This is a genomic window from Paenibacillus sp. ClWae2A (assembly GCF_032452295.1).
Lineage (GTDB): Bacteria > Bacillota > Bacilli > Paenibacillales > Paenibacillaceae > Paenibacillus.
On sequence record NZ_JAULSQ010000006.1, the window covers coordinates 12,012 to 33,383 of the forward strand.

Consider the following 21,372-nt stretch of genomic DNA (forward strand, 5'->3'; position numbering starts at 1 on the left):
TGTGTCACGAAGTACTATAAGCCAATATTGGAGTGAAATACAACCATGAATAAATCATTACGCATCGGTACCCTTGTAGGCGGGCAGGACGCCGTCCGCGTTATCCCGCAGATCATGCAACACGGCTTCGAATCATTTAACCTGACCTTCTGGCAAACAACTGGTGACCTGGACCTGGCAGAGACAGCCAAACGTGTCCGTGAAATCGTGGACGAACAAGGTATCGTCATCTCCGCGGTGAGTGTATTTGGTAATCCGCTAACTGGAGCCGGAGACAACGCCGATACACTGGCAAGCTGGGAGCGAGTGATCGATCACGCACAGCTCTTCGGTGCAGATATCGTCTCCGGGTTCACCGGACGTCTGACGGATCAACCCATTAACGAGTCCATCCCCCGGTTCAAGGAAGTATTTGGTGAACTGGCACGCCGGGCAGCAGACCGGGGTGTACGCATTGCTTTTGAAAACTGTGATATGGGTGGAACCTGGCAGACAGGGGACTGGAATATTGCCCATAACCCAACGGCCTGGGAGATGATGTTTGATGCTGTTCCAGATGAAAATGTTGGGCTGGAGTGGGAGCCTTGCCATCAAATGTCCAGCCTGATTGATCCTATTCCACAGCTACGCAAATGGGCTCACAAAGTCTTCCACGTCCATGGCAAAGATGCCACGATTGCTTGGGATATTGTCAAGGAATACGGCGTGCATGGCCCTCGTGAATTTGTCTGGCACCGCACACCCGGCTTCGGGGATAACAACTGGGCAGACATTATCACCATTCTGCGTCAGAACGGTTATCAGGGCACGATTGATATTGAAGGCTGGCATGATCCCGTCTACAAAGACGAACTCGAAATGACCGGACAGGTGCATGCATTGCGATATTTGAAACAATGCCGCGGCGGCGATTTTGTGCCAAATCCGGTATAGGAAACCTCATTATTTGAAGACTCCTGGGAAGAAACCATTTCAGCTGTATAACACAATCCATGCGAAGGAGATGAGAACATGAGTCATCCTTATCGGGTAATTATCGCTGGCTGCGGTGCCATGGCAAACACGTGGGCGGACTATGCCTTACAAAGGCCGGATACAGAAATCGTCGGGCTGGTCGATCTGTATGAACAGACAGCCAGTGCTTTTGCTACAAGACATGGCCTCACCTGCCCTACGTTCACCGATATCCGTGAGGCTATTCAAGCGACTGGCGCGAATATCGTGTTTGATGTCACGATTCCGGCGAGTCATTACGGCATTGCCATGACAGCCTTGAAGGAAGGATGTCATGTATTTGGTGAGAAACCCCTCGCAGAGTCCTTCTCCGACTGCACAGACATCGTGCAAACCTCTCGCAGTACAGGACACATTCAAGCCGTGATGCAGAATCGCCGGTTCGATCCGCGTATCCGCGCCTACCAGCATCTTATTTCCGGCGGAGCTATAGGGCAGGTAGGTTACGCAGGAGCCGACTTCTTCCTCGGGCCACACTTCGGCGGATTCCGGGATCTGATGGATAGTCCGCTACTGTTTGATATGGCTATACATACGTTTGATCAGGCACGATATATTCTCGGAGCCAACCCGGTATCAGTGTACTGCCACGAGTTCAATCCTCCAGGGTCCTGGTATCAGGGCAATGCGATGGCGTTATGTATATTTGAAATGTCCGACGGTTCCGTATTCAACTATCGCGGATCCTGGTGCGCAGAAGGTGTACCCACATCATGGGAAGCAAGCTGGCGCGTAATCGGTGAAAAAGGAACCGCCATCTGGGATGGTCATGATGACATCTATGCTGAGGTGGTTGCTGCGCAAACCCTGGATGCCGACGGCAAACCATCCTTTTTCCAGCCAAGTGAGCGGATTGAAGCGGAACTGCCAATCATGGAGAAAACAGGACACCATGGCTGCCTAGAAGACATGTTCGCTGCACTGGAATCCGGCCGACTGCCTGAGACCGATTGCAGTGATAACCAGTTCAGCATGGCCATGGTCCTCGCGTCCTTGGAAAGCGCACGCACAGGCCAGAAAGTCTTCATCGCCGATCTGCTAAAAAACACATAGCGAAGCGCCTGTGTTTTTCAATTAACAAAGCCCAAACTGCAAAGTTCAGCAGTTTGGGCTTTCCTGATTTTTTTACCTACTCTCCTATTCTAAAAATGATGTCGTTCAAAAACAGTCGCGCTCGATAGTAAAAGTAGTGCAGGGAACGAAATCGATTCTGAAGAAGCAAAGCGTTCGCCTAAAAGCTTTCTGAAAGAAAGCTGCATCGGAAGCATACGCTTATCCCCGGATATCAACTTTACAAAAGTCGATCAGGAAATCCGGGGATAACAGCGATCAAAAGAACGATTCGTAACCGGAACGGCTGCTTCACGAGCAGTGAGCAATTTTTTTTGAACTTACATCATTTTATAAAATTCCTTTTTTCATTGCCTTGTACACCAACTGCGAGAACAGATTATTAGACCAGGCAAACCATGGTCTGGTGAACGTGTTGGGATCATCGGCGTGGAAGCCTTCATGCATATATCCGGTACCCGCATCCGTACTTTCCAGCAATTCAATCATCGCCAGTATTTCCTCGTCATTGTCTGCGGTTAAGCCCTGCATGGATAACGCCATGTGCCAGATGTATCCCGGAGGGGTGTGGGGGCTACCTATCCCTTTGGCTACCTTCCCTTCATAATAGAACGGATTTTCCTTACTCAGAATAAATCGACGTGTGTTCTGATACACCCTGTCTTCAATCGAAGCATACTCCATATATGGAATGGACATCAGTCCTGGTGTGCCAGCATCATCCATCAGACAAAAGTTGCCGTAACCGTCCGTCTCATAGGCATAGATCTGCCCATACTCTGGATGACGGTAAGTACCGTACAGGGAAATACCGTGTCGTATTTCTTCTTCCAAACGAGCCATCCGGCTTACCAGTTGTTCATCCCTGAACACCCACTTCGCGATCTCCCCCATCTGACGCAAGGTTACCGCAGCAAACATGTTCGCCGGAATATTATAATGAAAATCACATGCATCATCACTCGGACGAAATCCGGACCAGATCATCCCAGTATAATTCACTGGCATACCCAATCCTTCATTTCGTAGCGTATCATGGGCTGGACAATTACGACGCATGAACCGGTAAGGTGATTGCTCTGCGTGATGCTGTTCTGTCTCCCATAGGTCTACAATATTCTCCATCACTTTCTTGAAGCGCTCATCGAATATATCCGTAAGTTCCGTCTCCCGCCAATATGTATAAGCCAGCTTCATGGAGAAACAAAGAGAATCCAGCTCAAACTTCCGTTCCCACACCCACGGTGACATCTCCGTCTCATCATTGGCATCCCAATGCCATCCATTCGCCGTTTCATTGAACGCATTGGCATAGATATCCATATCAGCGTAGAACGTATGGCGTTTGATCAGGCCTCCTATAATACGTTGCAACTTCTCGTCATCCTTCGCAAGCGGAACATAATGCATGACCTGCTCTACCGAATCCCTTAACCACATCGCGGGAATATCCCCTGTAATCACAAAGGTTGTTCCATCATCGAGAAGCTTTGTGGTCGTTTCCAGCGTATTGGGAAAACAATTGCGAAACTGAGCCAGCAACCTCGGTCGATGTTGCAAACGCTCGTCCGCCTCAGTCAGAATATCCTGCACAGCTTGCGGTAATTCCAGATGTGGCATAGGGATTTTTGGTAATCTGAACTGTTCCATGGATGTTGTCTCCTTATAATTATATTGTTATTTTTGTTATGATAAATTATAATAACATTATTATTTGTAAGTGTACTGTGTCAGAAGATGATCGTCAAATGAAGGAGTAATGATATGTCACGCAAAGTATCCATTCAGACGCTGGCTGACCAGCTTGGATTATCCAAATATGCCGTCTCCCGCGCACTAAGTGGCAAGACGGGTGTCAGTGAAGCAACACGCGCACGAGTTCTGGAACTCGCTCGGGCACTGGGGTATCGCCAAAGTACTCCGGGTGCTACCAACAGTCCTGCTGCTGCAAACCATGCAGATCCGTCCGATCCACCGTTTGCTCTCATATGCATGAATCAGCTCAACCGCGGTGAACCCCACTACTGGCAACGTGTTCTGTCAGGCATGATCTCCGCCTGTAATGAGCGTGGTTGGCATCATGCCATTGTATCTCCCTCACTCGGAGTGACGGACGAGAACACCTCTCCCGAAAAAGCTATTGCTCCTCATTTGGACTGGGAACGATGTGCCGGAATTATTGTCATGGGTGCTTTTCCTCATACGGTTCTGCAACGACTCTCTCAGACGGGTCGGCCTATTATTCTAGTGGATCATCAGGAGCCACTATTGAATTGTGATACGATCAGCCACGATAATCTGGAAGCTGGCATCACCGTGGCTAGATATCTATTGTCTATGAATTGCCAACGGATCGGCCTCATCACAGATGATGGTCGTGCTGCGAGCTTCGCCCAGCGGAAGATCGGGATTGAGTTGGCCCTGAACCATTTCCATGTGGACACCAGTCATACGACCAGCTTCAGAGAATGGAATATTCCGTATGAGAACGGGGAATGGGTTAACCAGCTGGCTACCACAATTCAAAACATGCCAGATGACAAACGTCCCGATGCCTGGATTGGCGTTAATGATGATATTGCCTTGCAATGGATGCACAAATTACAGGAGATGGGCATCTCCACGCCTAAAGATTGCCTTGTCATCGGTATTGACAATGTACATTCTGCCGTTACGTCCTCCCCGCCACTGACCACGGTTAACCTGTGCAAAGAGGAACTCGGACAGCGTGCCGTTGAAGCTTTACAACGCCGGATCGAACGCCCGGGGACACCGAAAGAAACCGTTATGTTATCGACTACGTTGATTCCAAGGGAATCGGCATAATTCAGAAAGGTAACCGCTCTTTTCTGAAAATGAATTCGTTAGGTACTTGCCTTCGCCGTAAATCTGGTACATACAAAAGAGGCCCCGCATATTATGCAGGGCCTCTTTCGTATATTAGGCTTATACCTTATATTCCTGTACATTCACACTTAAATCTGTCGATCCATCCTTATACATCCATTCGAAGCTTTCATTTACTTCATGTCTTGAATTGTACTAGTGGTTATTTCAGCCAAGGCAAGCTATTGTACGACGGAAGATCCACTTCCCAATTCAGATCGCGATACTCTCTATTGACTACGGTTCTTTTCAAAGTGAATTTTGTACCCTTTTCTTCGTTAAACCCCCGAATTTTTAATTGCAGATCATCTTCAACGTATTCACCGTTATTATTAGGTTGATCCGGATAACCGTTCACTTCAACAGGATACTCTTTTCCATCCGAATCTACTGCAACCCAGCGATCACCCATGAAAGCATTTCGGAACGTCCCACTCCCCTTCAGAACTAGTGAATACCCTTCCTTTACATCAATCTTCGGAGGATCATACGATTCCATCAGTGGCTCGTAATCAAAATCATAGAATAATATTTTATCTCCAAGCTGTTCAAATTGTGCAAAAGTATAAAAATTCGTGTCCTTACGTCTCTTATTCAGATCAACTTCCACTGATTTCTCTTCTTTCACCGGCAGGGTGTAACCATCCAGAACAAAGCGAATGTTCTTCGCATCTACCGTTACCAACGCAGGGTCCCATGTCTCTGACAACTTCAACGGCCCACCGTTCCTTAAGTCACTCTGATCTTGGAGCTGGAACTTGGCTTGACGGGCATCTGGTCTTATTCCATTGAAAATTCGATATTCATTTGTTTCAGGAATCTCAAGATGGTAGATGATACTCATATAGCTCGCCCAATTCTCATCAACTTTGGCACGAAGTTCATCATCCAGACTCACATTCAGGTCAAGCCGGGTTCCGTTTGGCGTGCGTACAAGCTGTGTCATATCAAGCTTCAGTCCTTCTGGCGTCGTATATGTGTTATCCATAGAATTTTCAACAGCCAATGATTTGGCTTTGGTCATATCGATCTTGAATTTGAAGCTCCAATCCACCGTAACTTCTCTATCTTCGTAGGATTTTTTCTCGTTATCATAATATCTGCCCACATTTAAATTACGCAGTTCACCCCGCACGACCACTTGATCCGGAATTTCATCATGAAACTGGAATAACAATCGTTCAGTTAGAGGGCCCTTTGTTCTTGCATCTCTTGCAAGAGTGGCAACCTGTCGCCCCTCTTCATCCGTAACATGAATTCTCCCCAACTCAGGCAGAAACCGTGATACCCCTAATCCATCAGGTGTTGTTTGTTGCATGGTCATTACCATATGAGATCGGTCTACAAGCACGTCTTCAATTTTAAGCGTGTAGCCCTGGTCATTGATATTGATATCCGGATTAACCACAAGTCCAAGAGGTTTAAGACGTTTATAATCATCCGCAAAATAGGAATATTTCAATGCTTCAGGCACAGGTATGTTAGGCAATGGCAGACGATCCACAGCATTTACCGCGGGTTGTGATGGCTCTGCTGTTCGTTCGAAAGCAAACCAGGCCCCTCCGGCAAGAATCACAACTGCAGCTGCGGCGATTCCCGTCCGGCGCATCCAAGACGCTCTCTTGGATTTTTTCACGAATGGATGCTCATCTTCTCCATTTTCCATGGACACGCCATCCAGCTTCTGCATGACCTTAAGCGTAAAATCTGCATCCGGTTCCTCACGGTACAGGTGCTCTTCCCACAACCGATCTTCATCCTTTGAAATAGGCTTCATACGTAGCTAGACCTCCTTTGCGTTCCATTTGCTTCCTCAGCGTTTTTTTCCCGCGATAAAGGGCGTTGCGCACTTTGGTTGCACTCATGCCTGTAATATCCGCAATCTCTTCATAGCTCAACTCGTTTGTGTACTTCAGTAATAACACCAGGCGATACGATTCAGGTAACTGTTCGAGCTGTCGATATATTTCACGTTGCATCTCTTTATGCAGCACACGCTTTTCAGGTGTTTCATTACTGACAGGTTCGATCCCCTGATCGACTGGAGACATGACGGGTTTCTTTTCCCGTATAAAATCCCGCATCCGATTCACCGCAATGGTGTACACCCATGACGAGAAACTGCTTCCCTCCCGCCGCGACGGGAGATAACGATAGATGCGAATAAACGTATCCTGAGCGAGATCCTGTGCATCCGGATGACTCGCGCCCATTCCGCGCATGATGCCGTAGACTTTATTTTTATATCGATCCACAAGCACGGAGAACAACTGCTTATCCCCTGCAACAATGCGCTGAATAAGCTCCTCCTCCGGTATCTGTTGAGTCATGTAATCCCCCTTCTCTACAGCTTCCATGCATGGTTCTGTACTATATAGACGGAAGCCGTTCCCGAAACCTCTCACTTTATCCAAAAAAAAGAATTCGCCCTTATCGGCGAAGCCGACTGGGTGAACTCTATGACAACCCGAATCACACATTCCATCGTACTCTCTTCCTGCTGCCTCTTATCTGTCCTGTCTTACTTGCCTCTTAATCTTCCCTGTTCTTCTCCACAACAAAATCAGCAAGCTGTGAATAGATCGCCACAATCTCATCCATCGACATGCGCACGAGTCCACTGGACGACGGAGCGACGAACTCCTGAATCTCCTTGACGACCGGGTCGTCCTGGAATCCCCATTGCACTTTGGCACGTTTGCTGTACTGGGTGTACACTCCTTTTCCGACAAAACAGGCGATGTCCGGTCGGTATTCCTCTAGCTTTTGCCGCAAAATCTGGCGTCCTTCTGCATATTCTTCCTTCGTAATATCTTCCATACCTTTAGTGGGCCGGGCCACGATATTCGTGAATCCGTACCCCAGCTTTAGCAACTCTCCATCCTCTTGTGCATCATATAAACGCGGGGTTAACCCCGACCGTTCAAGAATGCGCCAGAACCGGTTTCCTTTGTAAGCATAATGATGACCCGTCTCTCCAGACGTGATGCTAGGATTGAAACCAATAAACAATATCGATAAACCAACATCCAGATGATCTGGAATCATGATGGAAAGCCCCCTTATCTTTTTTAACTAATTACATCTTTCGTGTGTGTATAAAATGATATAATAAGCAAAGCATTTTCGAAATTGGATTGAAATTTTCATGAAAAAGGAAGCTGAACTAATGATTGCAGACATCATGCTTGAAGTCGTCTTGCCCGTCTTTCTCCTGATCGCCGTCGGGTCCTGGATGCAAAAGGTGTTCAAGCTGGACTTGTACACACTCGCCAAAATCAATTTCTATTGTATTACCCCCGCAGCCGTCTTTATGAGCATGTATCACTCCGATATGTCGGGCGAACTGCTTGGGACCGTGACATTATTTTACGCAATCTATGTATTGATTCTCTATATTATAGGTTCAGTCGTCTCCCGTTCTCTTCGGATGAATAAAGGCATGAAGGCTGCCTTCAACAACAGCATTATGCTGGATAACGCAGGCAACTATGGACTGCCTATCAATGCACTGGTATTTCGCGGCGATCCACTCGCCTCTTCCATTCAGGCGCTGGTCATGTCTTTACAGGCATTACTGACATTCACCTATGGCGTGTTGTCCATTCAGGGCGCGAAGCTCAAAGGTAATTACCGTGCGGTGATTATTGGATTTCTGAAAATGCCCGTTCCGTATGCGCTCTTGCTGGGGATTCTGTTCCATATGTGGAAAGTTCCCTTGCCTACGTTCCTGTCCATGCCGCTGACCTATGCGCAACAAAGTATGGTCGCTGTAGCGCTACTGACGCTGGGAGCACAGATTGTAAAATATCCAATTCGACTGTACCGTCTTGATGTGTATATTAGCACATTTTTGCGTCTCCTGATTGGCCCCGCTATCGGGATTTCTATTGTGCTCATGTTAGGATTGGAAGGTATCGCTGCACAGGCACTCATTATTGCCTCGGGTATGCCGACCGGTGTCAACGCATCCATCCTGGCGGAAGAATACGATAACGAACCCGATTTTGCAGCCCAGACGGTACTGATCTCAACGTTGCTTAATATCATTACGATCACGGCACTGATCTCTTATGCCAAAACGTTCTAGATGGGGAATGTCCATAAGTACATCCCTCCGTTAAGACCAAACTAAAATTTACAAGTCCACGCTCCCTATAGGGGGTTGTGGGCTTCTTTGTTTATACTGTTCGTCCCACTTGCAGGAACAAAGTCTTACGAAGAGCACTTATTTAACCCAACCAAAGGACTGTTTTGCGCGTCAATTGCTTATTAGCCGTTGCGAATAAACGTTTCGACCTTTAAAATTAGTGGGTAAATATTTCACAGCGTTTCATTTTTGATATGTACATAATCTGTAGAAATTCTTAATTTTATCTTCCACGAGGTGAATGTCGTGACCAGGATTATTGTACCGCCTGAGCAGCTTCAGGCAATCTCCAACCAATTTGCTCAAGCTTCGGAACATAGTCGTAGCATGATTAACAATTTAAGCAGACATATAAGTACATTACAAAGCCAGTGGTCAGGAATCACACAGGAGCGTTTCTTTCAGAACTTTCAGGTGGCACATCGGCAAATGGAAAGATTCTCTAGCTCAGTCTCTGCGATTGGCACGGAACTACATACGATCGCAACTCGTTTCTCACAAGCGGATCAATCTCAGGGGCATGGTGTACAGACCAGTACAAGCCAATCCACTTCTGGGAAAGATGTAAAAACGACAATATCGGATATATATGATCAAGGAAGTAAGTCTTGGAATATAGTTAATGGGATTCATGGAAATGTAGGCCTGATTGGAACAGGATTGTATTCTGCTTTGGCTACGTCCATGGTACTCTCCAAAACGGTTCATTTCAAAGTAGATCCCCGGAACTCTAGCCGTGCCAAAGTCCATAATGCTCCGTGGGTGAAGGGAAAGGGGAACTCCTTTCTGAGTAACATGGCACGTAAACTGGATAAACAATTCCGCAACCCGGGTCTGGTCATGAAAGGATTAAAGGGCTTTGATCGACTTGCAGGTAAATTAAAAGTAGGTGATATCGGGCTTGGTTTCAACAAAGCCAACAGCTTCAGTCAATGGACCCGCAATGTTATTGCCGGTGTGAATAAAGGTCAATACGGTATGAAAATTTCCAAAATCCCTACAATGATAAGCAAAAAACTGTTCCCTATCAACGTAGGACTTAATGTTTGGGATGAAGGGGTTAAAACGGTCTCCAAGTATAAGGAAGGAACATTAACCAAAACGGATCTCGCCGTGTCCACATCGAATATCGTGATCAAGTCTGCCTCTGCAGGGGCCGGGGCTATTGTTGGCGGGACCCTATTATCGTTCGCCGGGCCTGCAGGAACAGCAGTTGGAGCTTATGTAGGCGGAGCTATAGGTAGTTATGCCGGAAAACATATAGCCTCAGCGGCTGAAAAAGGGATTAGATGGGTTAGTAAACTCTTCAAATAATACTTAGGAGGTATCCATGCAGTTCGTTACATACCAACGCAAATATGCAATTCGTCATACGCTGATATCTGCTCTTTTTATCATTGCTGGACTTGTCTTGATTGGTGATGTTATCTATGGTGACAATAGCGTTCTTCAAACCTTGTACTTTACTAGTGCAGCTTTCTTAAGCTTTTGGTTTGTGGGGCGTCTGTTTATCTGGAACATCACGAGAATATTTGGAACAAACATCTTATTTTCCTTCGATCTGTCTGGCATTAAGACAAATGCAGGAAAACAGTTATCTTGGAAGGATATACGCACCATTGATTTTGTAGCACCGGGACTAAACAAATGGATTCAGCCTACTCCTTCCTATTACTTATTCAAAATGGTTGATGGAAAAAGCTATAAAATATATACGTATAGTCTACTGAAACATCAGGAAAGCGACATTCTTAAAATACTTCGAAAAACCTGGAATGAGCACAAATGACCTTCTAAAAAAAGTAACCTGTATCTATCAATCTACATAGAAAGTAGGCGGTTAAGCTCATGAATAAACGACTTGTTACCTTATCCATTGAAGAATTCGGATTTGCGCTGGCCACACTTGGCGCAGAGGACATTGCAGCCGGTCTCCTAAAACCGATGTATGGCGAGTTATCTGAACAACACTGGGAACTCGTTCTAAGGGCTGCCTCTCACGGTCTTTTATCCAAGGGGCTAATCTTGCATATGGAAGATACCAAGATAGAGGTCGAGCCGGAGTTTTTGAAGATGCTTATGCATTTTGCCCAAAGCCGCAGCATGATTAGAGCGTACTCAGACAGCCTTGAACAAGAAAAGGTATTAACCATTCACAAAAGTACGGATAACAACGATACATACCTCTATCATTTGGCAGTAGATCAACGTGTGCATTTGTTCACCTGGACAGAACCTGAGGAATGGGAAGAGGAGTTGTTCCGATTTTACATAGGGCAACACAAACCATTCATTGATCAACCTACTCAGTTCACGATAACGGAGGAACAATGGATTGTCCTGACGAACGAGGAGAACCGTATTGTGTTAGATAGATTCATGGACGATTGGGAACTACCTCTAGAAACACGCAATTTATTGAAGGTATGGCATAACTCTTTTGAAGCTTCTGGTCGTAGTGTGGATAACCTCAGTATCATCAATTATGCCGAAGATATAGTTCCTCTGCCTGATCAAGCTCTCCTGCTGCTTCATACCGAACAAGGTATCTGGAGCATGACTAACAGAGATTCCACCAGCGAAAATAATTCTAACATCGAGATTGACCAGCATACCAATTCCTCCTTTCGTAAACAATTGCGAGAATGGATCGATCGCTTCGCGGTCCCTGTCTCCCATACTTAAATGTGCACCACACGCAAAAAAGTCCAAGAGCCACTACCTTTGGTCTCTTGGACTTCTTTCATTATTCAACCCATGAACTCTCAACTGCCTGCTCAGCCCACTTGTCATGCAGCCTGCCATAGGACTATGATTCAAACGTCGTTCGTTCCGGGAACTTGCCGCCTTCCCTGAATAAACATCGTACCAGTCGCTGCGCGGCTCGGTTAAAGAAAAAACTCGGGCTTACCCCATCCACATGGACAGGTTCCAGTTCCCTCACACTTTCCTTGATCTTATTCATCTCAATGAGCCCCATCTTTCGCTCATTCGGTCCGAATCGATAAATAACCTTCTCATCGTCCTCCGTCTGTTTCACCAGCAGAATCACGGATGCCATACAGGTTACCCCCTATCGTTACGTTATGAGATTCCATTAATCACTTGCCTACTATAATTATTACCCAGATTCTAGGGGAAGGATATAGGACTTAAGTTAGTTATACCTAAATTAAATATCCTGATATAAAGATTCTCCGAAATGAGTCGTTAGGCTTACTAACACCCTGCTCGCGCTATCCTTTTGGATAGTCACTGTCATGAAAGTGCGTACTGCCCAAGTCTTTTTTCTCCGTTTATACTAACCCTATCTTGAATTTCAAAGGAGAGAAACTTATGACTACAGCTCAAATATATAGCCACGGTATGCCCTGGGAAGAAGCATTTAGCGTTGCTCAGGGATACAGCATTAACGGTACGATCTACATTGCAGGACAATTTTCGCATGATATGCAGGGGACGTTTATTGGTGTCGATGATATTGAAGCACAAGTTCGCCAGACACTGGATAACTTGGATCGCGTGCTCGCAGGATTTAACGTGACCAAGTCGAACATTGCTGAACTGGAGATTTTTTTGGTTCACCCGCAGGAGCATCTTGAGCCATGTGTTGCCGTGTATAAAGAGTATATTGGTACGCATCGTCCGGCTGTTACGATGGTTGGGACATCGGGTCTGGCCTTCCCTCATCAACTGATTGAGATTCGCGCCGTTGCTCATACCAACTAACTGATCCAGGTCATCTCAAGTCTTGCAGCACACAGCAAACTGACTGATGAGGTACTCGCTTTAACGAAGTTCATGCGCCACATAAAGAAGCAGGTTAGGATTAGATCCCAACCTGCTTCTTTTTGATTTCTTAATCTTAATCTTAATCTTAATCTTATTCTTTCACCTTCACTGTCAGCGTATTACCGGATGAAGTGAGGGATGCTCCAAGCCCTTCTACCAAAACTCTGAGTGGAATGTATGTTGTTCCCTTAATTTCTTTGGGCGCTGCCTGTAGGGTGACTTCTTTCCCGTTCACCTTCACCTTTTTACTGCCCAAGGTAAAGATTAGCTTGTACTTGTCTTTGGTAACGGTAATGGTTTGAGTCTTACTGTCCCAATACGTTTTGGCTTTCAACGCTTTGGCCATCTCACGCAGGGGTACGAGATTTGTATTATTCATTACAATTGGAGATTCAGTGAAAATAACCTTGGAACCATTCACCTTCACCTGAACAGAAGAGGTGATATATTCCGGTTTAGGAGCAGTTTTCTTTTTGCTTGCCGTTGAAGACTTGTTACTTTTCTTGGTACTTCCTGAACTGGATGAACTTGAAGATGAAGATTTGGAACTCGAAGAGGAAACTCCGTTATGATAGTGATATTCCCCTTGTTTCAGCCCCCATTTTGCACAGTTGGTACGACAGGTGTGCCCTCCACTCGAATCTGTTCTTCCCGGGTGAGCAGACGCAACGGTAGCAACAATCATGAAAATGGCAAGCAAACTGCTTATTACTTTGATACGCATACGGATAACCTCCAGCAATTAGTTTGGCCAGAGTATCATACCATAATTACCCATACAATATAGGTGAATAACAAAAAATATTTTCATATAACAGTTTACAAACGCGGGTCTACTCGCTCTGACTCTAGCGAAAGCGTCGCCAGCACACAACTTTCTTCCTCTTATTCCCCTTCGCCCCACACCTCTTGCAGTGCCAAACGGAAAATCCGGTCCAATTCTTCAAATTCAATTATTTGCTCATTCTCCATCTGGCCAGCCAGTCGTTCAAAATGCTCGATCTTCTCCGCCAAAAAAGTCTGTATTGCTGGCAACTGCGGCTCCAGATCCAGTTCCTCGCCCGCCTTTTTCCGGCGAAGCAATTCATGAATCTCCGTATACAGCGATGCATTCGCAGGTACAAGCTCTTGCACCAACTCTTCAAATGCCATCGGTGGCATCGCATCATAACGTTCAATCCAGCCACAAACGAGTAAGGGACGCAGCACGTAGAAATACTTTTTGATCTTCACTTGGTCCCCTTGTAAATAATCCCGAAAATTGCCCTTTGCCATATTCAGATAATGATACATACAGGACTTGGGCGAGAATGTCAAAGGCGACAGTGCACGGATATGCTGTGCCACGTTATATTGTTCATCATACTGAATGGGGGATTGCAGCCACTCCAATAAAGGTGGATTGGATTTGCGAAACAGCTTCAACGCCTTGCGCAGATCCCAACCATTGATATCGAGCAGATCACTGATTGGGCGTTCGATAACATCCCTTCGATCCTCAATCGACAAGTACCATTCCAGCGGTCTTACATACAGAAAACGCACATCATAATCACTGTCCTGTGAAGGAAACCCCCACGCCCGACTGCCAGATTCACAGGCATAAATGATCCGTACCTGTTCCTCCTGTTCAATCTGCTTCAGCTGTTGTCTGATCGTATCTTTCATTTCTTCATGAACGTAGGTCATGGTCAGCCGCCTCCAAATTCCCCCATTTAAATCTCTATCTCTCTCACCCGGTTCGCGAGTGTATCATATCCTGCCACAGTCTCGGCAATATACGTCAATACCGTTTCACTCCAACCGTAGATGTAAAAGGTTTTGCCATCCCGTGGCGGTACCATTGCCTGCCGATAAGGTGCTATATCCACAATAAATGCCTTCAGCTCCGGATTCATCATCCGGCGATATCGCTCAAGTTCAGCATATAACGGGCTGCCTTCATTCTGCTGTTCATCGGTGATCATAATGATCTGATCCACTTTCTCTCCAATATCGCGAAGTTCCCGCACCGGTCGACCTGTGTCTGTTCCACCTTGTGCGCGAATACGGTGAGCTTGGGCAAGAATGCTCTCATCCATCTTGGGACGAGCATCCTCAACCAAATGGTCGAATAACCAGAACAGCGCGTTACCTCTTGTTTGTTTATAAAGCGCCAGTGCCAGCACCGAACCAATCCGTAAATAATCCCCTTGCATGGAACCGGAACGATCCAGGAAAATAGCTGTTCTTCCCGGCAGCGTTGGCAGGTTACCAATGGATAGCTCCACTGCTTGTCGCAAAGCATCCCGCAGCTCTTCTCTGGAAATCGTTTCATATGCACTGGCGAATCGGAAAGGTAAGATTCGCGACTTGCGCAGGGCTTCTGCATCCGTTAGACGGCCCGTTACGTAATCAATATTTTTCGATTTTTCAAAAACACCTGCCCGATCCATTGCATTCAGATGGCGCAGCAACGCAAAGGTCGGCATCTGTGACATTAACGCCTCCCACACCGTACGTGTCGGTTGCATAATCGAGGTCACCACCGAATACGGGAGTTTACCTTTCGCGATCAGATGCATCCGACTTGCCGGGTTGCGGGTAGCCTTCAGCTTTTCCAGCGCCTGCAACTGCGGAAGTTCCGTAAGATCCACCTCATGCCCGCGCAGATAACGGAATAAGGCTTGCTGCTTCATATCGATCGGCTTGGGGTGTGCTGTAGCGATCATATCGCCCAGACTGTATCCACGCCCGCGTCCGTTGTATTTAATGGCCCAGTATTCGCTGATTCCGTTCAAAAAGAGATTCACCTGACGCTTCACCGCTCGGCCGCCCTGTCCCCGACCTGTTCCTCTTAGAATGGTCAAAAAATCGGCCAAATCAGCCGGTGTCTGTACGACTTGGGAGAACACCTTTGCAAAATGATCCACATCTACTTTGGACAGCAGTGCCAGCCCGTATAGAGGCTGTAACCGCATCAAACCTTCATTACGAGCATAGACCAACGCCCGCGCCATAAACCCTGCATCGACCTCAGCCATTTCCTGATGACTGACCAGCGCATCGTCCATCAGTTGCTGTGTGTCTGCATAGAACGTATTGTTCAATGTATTGGTCATCAACATCTGTATATATTGTTCCTCCACCAATCGCTCATAGGCTCCGTAGCCCCCATGATTACGTGTCGTTGGCTGAGGTTGATTGAATAATTGTTTCGCTCTGCTCATCACTCATGACCTCCCGGTGTGAGTCTATTTACTGATATTCCATAATAAAATGTTCCGAGGAAAAAGGTGGGAAGGTATAATACCCGCTCTACCGCTGAGCTACACCGCCATGTACGGCGGCGATTGGATTCGAACCAACGACCTGGTCGATTAACAGTCGAAGTAACCCTCCCTGGCGCCTCGGAACCTTGATCCGCAGAGTTTGTTGCTGCCCCGCTTCACATCCTCATTATGCCTCACACATCTGCATGCGAACATGGCGAAAGTATGGCGACGAATCATTTTCTGAAATGGAGTCAATCTTCATAAGTTTAAAATGAAACCTTCTGCTCATCCTGCTACAATGAAGGGATAACAAGGAGTGAATGTTCATGGCAAGAGAGAGTTTTGACAAAGAAATTCAGTTCTTACGCATGTTATCCCTAACAAGCGGTGCATATAACCGTAAACAGTATGCCGAGCGGCTTGGCATATCCGTACATACCTTTGATAAAACCAATCGCAGGTTAAAAGAAATCATGCAGACCGTCGCTGACCAGCGCTCAGGTGCCGAAGCAAGCCGGGAAATGGCCGATCTCGTTCGCTTCCAATACGGAGAATCCGCGGAACCTATGCTGCTCTTCCTCTTCCGCGCCAAGTCGATGAAAGAGACTGAAGTTCAGCGTCTTTCCATCCTTTTGCATACCCTACAAGATACAGCACTAACCGCGATGGAACTGCTGGACGCCTGCTGTGCTGATCTGCCCGAAGATCTGGCGTTACCTGACGAGAAAACCATTCGTTCCGATCTGAAATATCTGGAAGAGGTTGGGGTTATTCGAAAAGAACCCGGTGGCAGACCGTATCGCTATGCTTTACACCAAGATGTCCTTACCGAATTAACCGTGGAGGAACAGCTGGAGTTGTATGATTTTGTGGATATGATGGCGAATACCCAGGTTCCTTCCGTACAGGGGTACTTATTGCGGGACAGTTTGAAGAAAGCCATTACGGCAAGTTTTCCGCAAGAAGAAGCGACCGAACCCTATATCTACAAGTATCACTATTATTCTCGTATCCTGGACGAAGCTCATCTCTACACGCTGCTTAGTGCCATTCGTCAGCGCAAACGTGTGCAGTTCCTATACTATTCACCGAAAAAACCATCCAGCTACAGTTCACAGAATACGAATCCACGCTTTGAACGGGAAGCAGATGGTCGATCCAATCAGATCGTGCCCCTTGAAGTGATTTATGACCATCAGTATGGTCGTTGGTATGTAATTGGATATCAGGGCCGCCGCGGCTTTGTGAAATTCCGCATGGAAGGCATAACCCAACTGGAGGAACAGGACTCAGTTGAAGAGGAATACATGCTCGAGTTGAAGCAGCAATGGACCGATATCAGTCGCTACAGTTGGCTCGTGGATACGGGGAATACCGTGACGGTTCAAGCACGCTTTTTCCACCCGGAGCGTGGTCAGCGCAACTTCATTCTGGATCGGGTTCGTCTGCAAGGTCAATGGGGCAAGATTATACCCGAAACGGACCATACCTTTCTCTACGAAATTCAGGTCAACGGTACCACCGAGATCAAACCGTGGTTACGGAGTTTTGGCTCAAGCTGCGAAATAATCGCACCCCAGAGACTGCGCCAGGAGATGATCAAGGAATGGAAGGAGATTGCGGAATATTATGAACCTGTTCGAGAAGATGTTCAATTACCAGATGATGACACGACTGAATGAAACCGGACTGTTCACCTGGACCTCACAGGAACGAGCCTGGCTTCGCATGATGTTAAATCACCCTGCCGCAAGAGAAGCCCTGAGCCCTGTAACGTTGGATAAAATGCACAACATGCTGAATAGTGAACAGGACCTGAACCTTCAAGATTACCTGACCGAAAAAGCCAAAAGTGAGGAAAACAGTGTCTCTCACCCACTGCTTAGACAATTACGACTAATCATTCTGCATCATCAGGGATTTCGAATGATAGGCCGCGTCCGCAATGGACGCACAAGCCATGATGAATTTGGTTTCCCGTATAAACTGGAATATTCCATGGTCAAAAAAGAATGGTACGTGCTCTGGTACGCCCCTCGCTTCGACAAACTCATTTCTACCAAGCTGCACAGCATTGTTACCGTGGAAGCCCAACCGGTTGAACCGGATACCGCTTCTGGGTACACTGCCCGAATTGCTGCGATTACCGAGAAGCGGAAGACGACCATCACCATCGAAGTACTGCCCGAGTTCAATCAGGAACTGTCCCGAATCCTCTATGCCTTCTCCTGCTTTGAGAAACAGGTCGAGTACCTGGAAGCCAAGCAGACATATCGGATCGAGTTGACCGTTCCGCGCAATGAGATGGATTACGTCTTATCCAAAATGCGTTTTCTCGGCAAACGGGTTCGAATCGCTGACCACACAGTTCTGCGGGAGCGAATGTCGGAAACAGCTGCGAAGGCACTGGCCCGTTATGCGGAAAAAGATTCTGATATGCATTCCGAACGCTTCAATAAAGCTCAGCACCACCAACGTGAGGAAGGCTCCCTTGCGAAAGCCGATGGTCAATGATTTTGTAAGATTGGGTTAACCATAATTATTGCTCAAAAGCCAAATCCATATCTACATCCATATACGAAAAAAGGTCTGGAGAATCTCATCCAAACCTTTTTGGTATACATGCGCCTAAACTAGGTTCCACCACTGCTGGCAGCCGAGTTCCGTCTTTTATTAATCGCGTGCACGCCCATGACCACTGCAATTAATTCATACGTGTCCAGTTGTTCCGACTGATTATCTAATACAAATGCCCCTGAACTAAACCAACCGCTGGTGCGACGGAAACTGGCCACGATGCGGCCACCACTGCCACTTATATCATATTCCTGCGAAAATGCTGGAGCAGACACATCATACGTACCGCGCGATCCTGCGTCATACTCATACTTTTTACTAAAAACACTGAATCTCGCCCGAAGCACACCCAGATGTCTCCCATCAGCTGCAGTGATGTCCCAACGATTCGTTAACATGCGGAATTTTCCGCTACAAACCAATCCCGAGTTATCTGATACATCGAGCGAAGAACCAAAAACACTTTTCAAATCCAGATGCCCAGCCTGTTCCTGGTTCGGATTCATAATCTCGGTGTAACCCGCGTTAAAAAAGTTATCCCTGAAGTATAGTTCCATTACGCTTTCTCCTTTCCCTTACATATCCTTTCGTTTTGTTTAACCTAATCTCTCATCGAGCACACATTATATCTATATTTACGCATAATTAATGGTATTAGATTCAAAAAGTGTATTATTACTGGATGTAAAAAACGAGCAACCCTGGTTGCTCGCATCACGTTCAAGTTATCCTGTCATCAGACTTCAACTTTTTTGTTGTTCAGGTAAATGGTAGCCCACACCAAGATAACGGCTACGATGACTTCAAATACAATGCTTCCCCACATGCCGTCCGACCATAATACGCCATTGGCTGTGATCGAGATCCCTGTACTTTCTTCCGTGTACCGGAACATCTCATTTGGACTAAAACGTCCTGTCGTAATGATATTTTCCAACCAGCCAAGCAGATTAACGAGGACAAAGAATGCAACGATTCCAATCCATGGCCCCGTTCTCCAACGGAAGCTGCCTGCAATCGAGATCGAAAGGAAGATGATGACGGTCATGAATACCATAACCCATGCGCTAAACAGCACCAAACTAATATAATCCGAAACATGCAGACCCGAAAGATCAATATTGCTAGCCATGTTCATTCTGAGCTTCATTGAAATATAGATGTAGGCATGAGTCGTAAAAATAATGACTAACCCCAACCCGCAAAGAGCTCCAAAGATCAAGGGAGACAACACATGTGATAGGCCCGTTACGGGTAAAAGACGGCGATTATAAGAGCGGATATTGGACGTGTATGTTTTGATCATTTTCACATAAATAGCCACACCTACCCCAACATAACCCATAATGCCAATCACAACCCCTGTGACCTCAGACATAAAAAGGGAAAGCCCCACTTGCGCGATAATCAAAATAACTAGCCCAGCCAGCAGTGTATTCCAGTTCCTTCTAAAGTCATACTTCAATAATGTCATCATTCCGCATAGACCTCCTTGAACATCTCATCCACACTTTTCCCATATTTCAGACGGAGCGTTTCCACTTCTTCCCGCATCACCAGTTCGCCCTCGCGAATAAAGACAACTTCATCAAAAATCCGTTCGATATCATTCACAAGATGCGTGGAGATGATCAGACTGCTGTCTTCATCATAGAATTTGACGATCGCATCCAGTATCTTGCCTCGCGCAACCGGATCTACTCCGCCAATCGGTTCATCCAGCAAATACAGACGAGCCTTACGAGAAAGTGCCAGTGTTAGTTGTAGTCGTTCATTCATCCCTTTCGACAGATGCCGTACCCGGTCACTCTCGACAAGGTTCATGAATTCCAGCATCTCCCGCGCCTTCTCCTCGTCAAAATCAGCATAGAAATCCCGATAGTATGCAATCGCATCTCGCACTCTCATCCACTTCTCGGTTAATGGACGATCCGGCATGAATGAAACCAGCGCCTTCGTCTCCAGCCCAACAGGCTTACCTGTAACTTGAATCGTTCCGCTGCTCGGATGCAACAAACCTGCAACCAGCTTCATGAGCGTACTTTTTCCACTACCGTTGCTTCCCAGCAGACCTACGATTCGTCCAGGAGCAATATCCAATGTAATATTACTGAGCGCTTTCTTATTGCCATATGTCTTATTGATCTGGTTCAGTTCAAGAATGTTACTCATGCGTTGTTCCTCCCTTTCCTTCCGCAACGGCATCGGCTACGATGGATAAGATATCCTGCTCTTCGATCCCCAGTTCCTGCATTCCGGTCAGAAAGCGTTCCAGCAATTCACCGGCCATCTCTTTTTTGATCGTCATAATCTTCCGCTCCTCACTGGTCACATATCTGCCCAAGCCCCGTTTGGTTTCAACCACTTCTTCCCGCTCAAGCTCCTGAAATGTCCGTTGTACTGTATTTGGATTGATCTGTAGTTCAGCCGCCAGTTCACGAACCGAAGGAATTTTGTCCCCTGCCTGAAGTGTCCCGGTTACAATCTGTCTTTTGATGTACTGCATGATCTGCAGATAGATCGGTAAGTTGTTATCAAATTCCATAGTCACAAAGCTCTCGCTCCTTTCTGTACTGGTGTGTTAGTTACATAGTACACTAGTGAAATAGTGTTGTAAAGCCCATTTGT

At 46.6% G+C, this 21,372-nt stretch carries 22 protein-coding genes; 10 read left to right on the plus strand and 12 right to left on the minus strand.

Annotated features, from left to right (window positions below; genetic code table 11):
- Window positions 1-45 precede the first annotated feature (45 nt).
- On the plus strand, window positions 46-933 hold the full coding sequence (locus tag QVE09_RS18440) for a sugar phosphate isomerase/epimerase family protein (RefSeq protein WP_076214488.1): 888 nt from the start codon (window positions 46-48) through the stop codon (window positions 931-933).
- Between the two features lie 78 nt (window positions 934-1,011).
- A complete protein-coding gene (locus QVE09_RS18445; protein ID WP_315937935.1) occupies window positions 1,012-2,067 on the plus strand; it encodes a Gfo/Idh/MocA family protein in 1,056 nt (351 codons plus the stop codon).
- 348 nt (window positions 2,068-2,415) lie between these two features.
- Here the strand turns inward: QVE09_RS18445 and QVE09_RS18450 are convergent, their stop codons facing one another.
- Complete coding sequence (locus tag QVE09_RS18450; RefSeq protein ID WP_315937936.1) at window positions 2,416-3,735, minus strand: glycoside hydrolase family 125 protein; 1,320 nt, start codon at window positions 3,733-3,735, stop codon at window positions 2,416-2,418.
- Window positions 3,736-3,849: 114 nt separating this feature from the next.
- On the opposite strand from QVE09_RS18450, the gene QVE09_RS18455 reads away from it, so the two are divergent.
- Complete coding sequence (locus QVE09_RS18455) at window positions 3,850-4,911, plus strand: LacI family DNA-binding transcriptional regulator (protein ID WP_315937937.1); 1,062 nt, start codon at window positions 3,850-3,852, stop codon at window positions 4,909-4,911.
- 223 nt (window positions 4,912-5,134) lie between these two features.
- Here QVE09_RS18455 and QVE09_RS18460 read toward each other — a convergent pair whose 3' ends face one another.
- The 3 genes from QVE09_RS18460 to QVE09_RS18470 all read right to left on the minus strand — a co-directional run bounded on the left by QVE09_RS18460 (window position 5,135) and on the right by QVE09_RS18470 (window position 8,019).
- Window positions 5,135-6,748 (minus strand): hypothetical protein, encoded by a 1,614-nt coding sequence (locus QVE09_RS18460; protein WP_315937938.1) that lies wholly within the window; start codon window positions 6,746-6,748, stop codon window positions 5,135-5,137.
- The gene (locus tag QVE09_RS18465; protein WP_315937939.1) at window positions 6,726-7,301 is read right to left on the minus strand and encodes an RNA polymerase sigma factor; all 576 of its coding nucleotides are present in this window, start codon (window positions 7,299-7,301) and stop codon (window positions 6,726-6,728) included. Before QVE09_RS18465 ends, QVE09_RS18460 begins: the two co-directional genes overlap by 23 nt.
- Before the next feature lie 202 nt (window positions 7,302-7,503).
- The gene (locus QVE09_RS18470; protein WP_315937940.1) at window positions 7,504-8,019 is read right to left on the minus strand and encodes a mismatch-specific DNA-glycosylase; all 516 of its coding nucleotides are present in this window, start codon (window positions 8,017-8,019) and stop codon (window positions 7,504-7,506) included.
- Between the two features lie 121 nt (window positions 8,020-8,140).
- Between QVE09_RS18470 and QVE09_RS18475 the strand changes: the two genes are divergently transcribed.
- The 4 genes from QVE09_RS18475 (at window position 8,141) to QVE09_RS18490 (ending at window position 11,806) form a co-directional block, all read left to right on the plus strand.
- On the plus strand, window positions 8,141-9,061 hold the full coding sequence (locus QVE09_RS18475; RefSeq protein WP_315938154.1) for an AEC family transporter: 921 nt from the start codon (window positions 8,141-8,143) through the stop codon (window positions 9,059-9,061).
- Window positions 9,062-9,367: 306 nt separating this feature from the next.
- On the plus strand, window positions 9,368-10,435 hold the full coding sequence (locus tag QVE09_RS18480; RefSeq protein WP_315937941.1) for a WXG100 family type VII secretion target: 1,068 nt from the start codon (window positions 9,368-9,370) through the stop codon (window positions 10,433-10,435).
- A gap of 16 nt (window positions 10,436-10,451) precedes the next feature.
- The gene (locus tag QVE09_RS18485) at window positions 10,452-10,910 is read left to right on the plus strand and encodes a hypothetical protein (RefSeq protein ID WP_315937942.1); all 459 of its coding nucleotides are present in this window, start codon (window positions 10,452-10,454) and stop codon (window positions 10,908-10,910) included.
- 59 nt (window positions 10,911-10,969) lie between these two features.
- Complete coding sequence (locus QVE09_RS18490) at window positions 10,970-11,806, plus strand: hypothetical protein (protein WP_315937943.1); 837 nt, start codon at window positions 10,970-10,972, stop codon at window positions 11,804-11,806.
- Between the two features lie 124 nt (window positions 11,807-11,930).
- On the opposite strand, the gene QVE09_RS18495 is transcribed toward QVE09_RS18490, so the two are convergent.
- Window positions 11,931-12,182 carry an RNA-binding protein gene (locus QVE09_RS18495; RefSeq protein ID WP_315937944.1) on the minus strand — a complete coding sequence of 84 codons (252 nt, stop codon included), beginning with the start codon at window positions 12,180-12,182 and terminating at the stop codon, window positions 11,931-11,933.
- A gap of 275 nt (window positions 12,183-12,457) precedes the next feature.
- On the opposite strand from QVE09_RS18495, the gene QVE09_RS18500 reads away from it, so the two are divergent.
- Window positions 12,458-12,850, plus strand: coding sequence for a RidA family protein (locus tag QVE09_RS18500; RefSeq protein WP_315937945.1), 393 nt, complete (start codon window positions 12,458-12,460; stop codon window positions 12,848-12,850).
- Between the two features lie 154 nt (window positions 12,851-13,004).
- Here the strand turns inward: QVE09_RS18500 and QVE09_RS18505 are convergent, their stop codons facing one another.
- The 3 genes from QVE09_RS18505 to QVE09_RS18515 form a co-directional block, all read right to left on the minus strand.
- Entirely contained in the window at window positions 13,005-13,637 is a 633-nt protein-coding gene (locus tag QVE09_RS18505) for a copper amine oxidase N-terminal domain-containing protein (RefSeq protein WP_315937946.1), read from the minus strand.
- 161 nt (window positions 13,638-13,798) lie between these two features.
- The gene (locus QVE09_RS18510) at window positions 13,799-14,602 is read right to left on the minus strand and encodes a nucleotidyltransferase domain-containing protein (RefSeq protein WP_315937947.1); all 804 of its coding nucleotides are present in this window, start codon (window positions 14,600-14,602) and stop codon (window positions 13,799-13,801) included.
- Window positions 14,603-14,628: 26 nt separating this feature from the next.
- Window positions 14,629-16,122 (minus strand): TROVE domain-containing protein, encoded by a 1,494-nt coding sequence (locus QVE09_RS18515; protein ID WP_315937948.1) that lies wholly within the window; start codon window positions 16,120-16,122, stop codon window positions 14,629-14,631.
- Between the two features lie 371 nt (window positions 16,123-16,493).
- Between QVE09_RS18515 and QVE09_RS18520 the strand changes: the two genes are divergently transcribed.
- Both QVE09_RS18520 and QVE09_RS18525 read left to right on the plus strand, forming a co-directional pair.
- Window positions 16,494-17,849, plus strand: a complete 1,356-nt coding sequence (locus QVE09_RS18520; RefSeq protein ID WP_315937949.1) for a helix-turn-helix transcriptional regulator — start codon at window positions 16,494-16,496, stop codon at window positions 17,847-17,849.
- Window positions 17,797-18,681, plus strand: a complete 885-nt coding sequence (locus QVE09_RS18525; protein WP_315937950.1) for a WYL domain-containing protein — start codon at window positions 17,797-17,799, stop codon at window positions 18,679-18,681. The genes QVE09_RS18520 and QVE09_RS18525 overlap by 53 nt, the downstream gene beginning before the upstream one ends.
- 119 nt (window positions 18,682-18,800) lie before the next feature.
- Here QVE09_RS18525 and QVE09_RS18530 read toward each other — a convergent pair whose 3' ends face one another.
- The 4 genes from QVE09_RS18530 to QVE09_RS18545 all read right to left on the minus strand — a co-directional run bounded on the left by QVE09_RS18530 (window position 18,801) and on the right by QVE09_RS18545 (window position 21,295).
- A complete protein-coding gene (locus QVE09_RS18530; RefSeq protein ID WP_315937951.1) occupies window positions 18,801-19,301 on the minus strand; it encodes an LURP-one-related/scramblase family protein in 501 nt (166 codons plus the stop codon).
- A gap of 179 nt (window positions 19,302-19,480) precedes the next feature.
- Window positions 19,481-20,221, minus strand: coding sequence for a hypothetical protein (locus QVE09_RS18535; RefSeq protein ID WP_315937952.1), 741 nt, complete (start codon window positions 20,219-20,221; stop codon window positions 19,481-19,483).
- Complete coding sequence (locus QVE09_RS18540; protein ID WP_315937953.1) at window positions 20,218-20,916, minus strand: ABC transporter ATP-binding protein; 699 nt, start codon at window positions 20,914-20,916, stop codon at window positions 20,218-20,220. The genes QVE09_RS18535 and QVE09_RS18540 overlap by 4 nt, the downstream gene beginning before the upstream one ends.
- Window positions 20,909-21,295: a GntR family transcriptional regulator gene (locus tag QVE09_RS18545; RefSeq protein WP_026081254.1), complete on the minus strand. Its 387-nt coding sequence runs from the start codon at window positions 21,293-21,295 to the stop codon at window positions 20,909-20,911. The genes QVE09_RS18540 and QVE09_RS18545 overlap by 8 nt, the downstream gene beginning before the upstream one ends.
- Window positions 21,296-21,372 lie beyond the last annotated feature (77 nt).